This window comes from Streptomyces anatolicus (assembly GCF_019400875.1).
In the GTDB taxonomy this organism is placed as follows: domain Bacteria; phylum Actinomycetota; class Actinomycetes; order Streptomycetales; family Streptomycetaceae; genus Streptomyces; species Streptomyces anatolicus.
Map to the genome: position 1 here is coordinate 1 of NZ_WMBF01000573.1, position 3,643 is coordinate 3,643.

Sequence of the window (3,643 nt, forward strand, 5' to 3'; positions counted from 1 at the left end):
GCCGAAGACGACAGGGCCTGCTTGACGAAGGCGCGCACGTCCTCGGCGGTGATGCGGTCTTTCGGACCGGAACCCTTCACCTTGCTGAGGTTCACCCCCAGTTCGCGGGCGAACTTGCGCACCGACGGCGATGCGTGCGGCAGCTGGCCGGGCTTGAGGTTGGCGTCTTCCAGCGCGGCGGCCGGGGCCGGGCGCGAGGCGGGCGCGGCCGGGGCGGCGGGAGCAGTGGTGGCCGCGGCCCCCGCGGCCGCGTCACCCGCCGGCTCAGCCGGGGCGGCGGCTACGGAAGCGCCCGCCCCTGGCTTGTAGTCGGCGAAGAAGTCCCACCAGGCTCGGTCGACCGAATTCGGGTCCTGGAGGTACTGCTGATAGATCTCGTCGACGAGCCACTCATTGGGACCGAAGGCAGCGGCAGGGTCCTTGCCCTGCGCGTCTTGGTCGGTCTTGGTGCTCGAGTTACTGGGGGACTGTGGCGACACGGCGGTAACCGCCCTCTTCCGCTTCACAAGGTGATGGACAGCGGAAATAAAGGCTACGCCTCCATCGGCGTCAGGTGCAGGCCGGGCCCGTCATCCGTCGCGTAAGTCACATTGGAGCAAGGGTTTCGGCGCTGTAAATGGCGGGAAACAAGCGAGGTTCCGCAACGCCAGATGGCCGCGCGGGTACGTCAGCGGGACGTCTACGCGCGGCGGCGGTCCCCGGGTGCCCACAAGAGCGGTCGGCGAATCGCTTCGGCTTCGAACCCTACGTCAACTTCACTCTTCGAGCAGGCCCGGAAGGGTGACCTGGATCCGGCAGCCGCGGGGGGATTCGGCCACTCCGATGTGGCCGCCGTGCAGATCGACCGCCCAGCGTGCGATGGCGAGGCCGAGGCCCGTGCCGCCGTCGTTGGCGGAGTTCTTGGCGGGGCTGCCCGCGTGGCTGCCGCGGTTGAAGCGCTCGAAGACGCGGTGCCACTCGGACTCGGGGATGCCGGGGCCCTCGTCGAGCACCTCCAGGTCCAGGGACTCGGGGTAGGGGCCGCGCCTGGCCCGTACCGTCACGCGGCCGTGCGGCGGGCTGTGCTTGACCGCGTTGTCGATGAGGTTGGCCACCACCTGGTGCAGCCGCTCGGCGTCGGCGTGGGCCGTCAGCTCCGGGGGTGAGACGTCCAGGTGCAGATGGACGTCCGTACGCGTGTGGCTGCCGGAGCCGGAGGCGATGCCCGCGCGCGCGGAGGCCACCATGTTGGCCTCCTTCAGTACGCCCGACAGATACGGCCAGACCTCGAAGCGGCGGGCCTTCAGCGGGACGACGCCGTTGTCCAGGCGGGAGAGGTCGAGCAGGGTCTCCACCAGACGCCCCAGGCGCTCGGTCTGCTTCAGGGCGGTGCGCATGGTCTCGGGGTCGGCGGCCGAGACGCCGTCGACGACGTTCTCCAGGACCGCGCGCAGGGCGGCGATGGGGGTGCGCAGCTCGTGGCTGACGTTGGCGACCAGCTCCTTGCGCTGGGTGTCCTGGGCCTCCAGGTCGTCCGCCATGGCGTTGATCGTGGAGGCCACGTCGCCCAGCTCGTCGCGCCGGTCGGCGCCGCGCACCCGGCGCGTGTAGTCGCCGTGGCTGACGGCGCGGGCCACCGCGTTCATCTCGTCCAGCGGGGCGGTGAGGCTGTGCGCCACGAACTGCGTGATGAGCAGGGTGGCTATCACCGAGAAGACGGTGATGAAGCGCAGCTCGGTCTCGGTCTTCATCGCCACCAGGAGCAGCCCCGTGGTGATGAACACGGAGACGACGACCAGGGCGCCGAGCTTGGTCTTGATGGAGAAGGGCCGCAAGCCCTGGAAAGGCCCGCGAGGTCCGAAAGGCCCGGAAGGCCCGCTCATGGCAGGACCGGCCTCAGGGTGTCGGGGTCTCGAGGGCGTAGCCCACGCCGTGCACGGTCCGGATCCGCTCGGCGCCGATCTTCCGGCGCAGCGCCTTGATGTGGCTGTCGACGGTCCGGGTGCCGGAGGCGTCGGCCCAGTCCCACACCTCGGCGAGCAGCTGCTCGCGGGAGAGGACGGCGCGCGGGGTGTTGGCCAGGCAGACCAGCAGGTCGAACTCGGTGGGCGTCAGATGGACGTCCTCACTGCGCACCCGCACACGCCGCTGGGCGTGGTCGATCTCCAGTTCGCCCAGGCGCAGGATGCCGCTGCGGGGGGTGGTCGCGGCGAGCGCGGCCCGTTCGACTCTGCGCAGCAGGACGTGCACGCGGGCCGCCAGCTCCCGCATCGAGAAGGGCTTGGTCATGTAGTCGTCCGCGCCGACGCCGAGGCCGACCAGCATGTCCGTCTCGTCGTCACGCGCGGTGAGCATGAGGACCGGGACGGGGCGCTGGGCCTGGACCCGGCGGCACACCTCCAGGCCGTCGAAGCCCGGCAGCATGATGTCGAGAATCAGCAGGTCGGGCTGCCACGCCTGTGCGGTGTCGACCGCCGAGGGGCCGTCCCCGGCCGTTTGCACAACAAAACCCTCGGCCCGCAGCCGGGCGGCGATGGCGTCGACGATCGTCGGGTCGTCCTCGACCACCAGGACCCGGCGCTGGGCGCCGGGTGTCGCCGCCGTGGCGCCGCTGTGGGAGGTGTGTGTCTGCTCCATCGCCCGCCCCTGACACTGATCGCTTGTGTTCGGTCAGCAGGGTACGGGGCGCGAAGGCACCTCGGCTACGCAGCCCGGACGCCGAGGTGCACCACGTCAGGGACGCCTCGGGCAACGGGGATCTCTTCGGTTCGTACCCTCTGGAATCCGGCATTCCGTAGAGCGTCGTCGAAAGCGGACGAGGGCTTCGCGGACCACACGGCGAGCACTCCGCCCGGGGTGAGCCGGGCTTTGCAGGCGGCCAGACCGGCAGGCGAGTAAAGGGAGTTGTTGCCCTCCGTCACCGTCCAGTCGGGGCCGTTGTCGATGTCCAGACAGAGTGCGTCGTACGTTTCCGGGGTGCCGGGGAGGCCTTCCGCCGCTCCCCCGAGGTAGCTGACGAGGTCCGTGTGAAGAATTTGCGTACGTGAGTCCGAGAGCGCCGCCGCGGACAGCTCGGCGAGCGGCCCCGACCGGTGCCAGTCGATGATGGCGCCCTCGCGCTCGACCACGGTGATGTGTCCCCAGCGGGGGTCGGCGGCGGCGTGCGCGAGGGAGAACCCGACGCCGAGGCCGCCGATGAGCACGGCGGGCTCCGGGCGGTCGTCGAGGGCGTCCCGCGCCGCGTCGACGAGCAGCCGCTCGGAGCGGCCGTCGGAGGTGTCCATCAGGAAACAGCCGTTGGCGATGATCTGCAGCAGCGCACCGTGGCGCCGCAGTACGACCTCGCCGTACGGGCCCTCGCGCCGGTCGAGGACGACGGGGGCGGTGGTGTGGGTCTGCATGGGCCCAGCGTATTTGTGGGGGGCGGGGGTATGTGGGCAACGCGGAAACGGCCTCCTGGGTTGCTGTGAATCGCGCCGCACGTGGCGCGGGTCATAGACAGCGCCGGAAAAGAGGGCAAAGGGTAGGCCGGGACGGAAGGAGCGCCTCACCCGTGAACCAGAGCGTCAAGTCCCCGGCCGCCGTGCCGGGGCCTCTCCCTGAGCGGCCGCCCCTGAACGCGCTCCCTCGCCAGCGGGGCCGAAGCGCTCGGGCGGGGGAGCCT

Annotated in this window: 4 protein-coding genes; all 4 read right to left on the minus strand. The window is 70.8% G+C overall.

Annotation, left to right across the window (positions count from 1 at the left end; translation table 11 throughout):
* Positions 1–479, minus strand: a 479-nt coding sequence (locus GKQ77_RS29705) for an E3 binding domain-containing protein (protein ID WP_219692212.1), incomplete at its 3' end; no start/stop codon positions are given.
* A gap of 276 nt (positions 480–755) precedes the next feature.
* On the minus strand, positions 756–1,862 hold the full coding sequence (locus GKQ77_RS29710) for a sensor histidine kinase (RefSeq protein WP_219692213.1): 1,107 nt from the start codon (positions 1,860–1,862) through the stop codon (positions 756–758).
* Positions 1,863–1,875: 13 nt separating this feature from the next.
* A complete protein-coding gene (locus GKQ77_RS29715) occupies positions 1,876–2,616 on the minus strand; it encodes a response regulator transcription factor (protein ID WP_125515069.1) in 741 nt (246 codons plus the stop codon).
* A 65-nt stretch (positions 2,617–2,681) separates the two neighbouring features.
* A complete protein-coding gene (locus tag GKQ77_RS29720; RefSeq protein WP_219692214.1) occupies positions 2,682–3,380 on the minus strand; it encodes a spermidine synthase family protein in 699 nt (232 codons plus the stop codon).
* Positions 3,381–3,643 lie beyond the last annotated feature (263 nt).

What these genes read in the sequence shown, in the direction of transcription:
- GKQ77_RS29710 (WP_219692213.1), bottom strand. Translation starts at nt 1,862, where the DNA reads ATGAGCGGGCCTTCCGGGCCTTTCGGACCTCGCGGGCCTTTCCAGGGC.
- GKQ77_RS29715 (WP_125515069.1), bottom strand. Translation starts at nt 2,616, where the DNA reads ATGGAGCAGACACACACCTCCCACAGCGGCGCCACGGCGGCGACACCC.
- GKQ77_RS29720 (WP_219692214.1), bottom strand. Translation starts at nt 3,380, where the DNA reads ATGCAGACCCACACCACCGCCCCCGTCGTCCTCGACCGGCGCGAGGGC.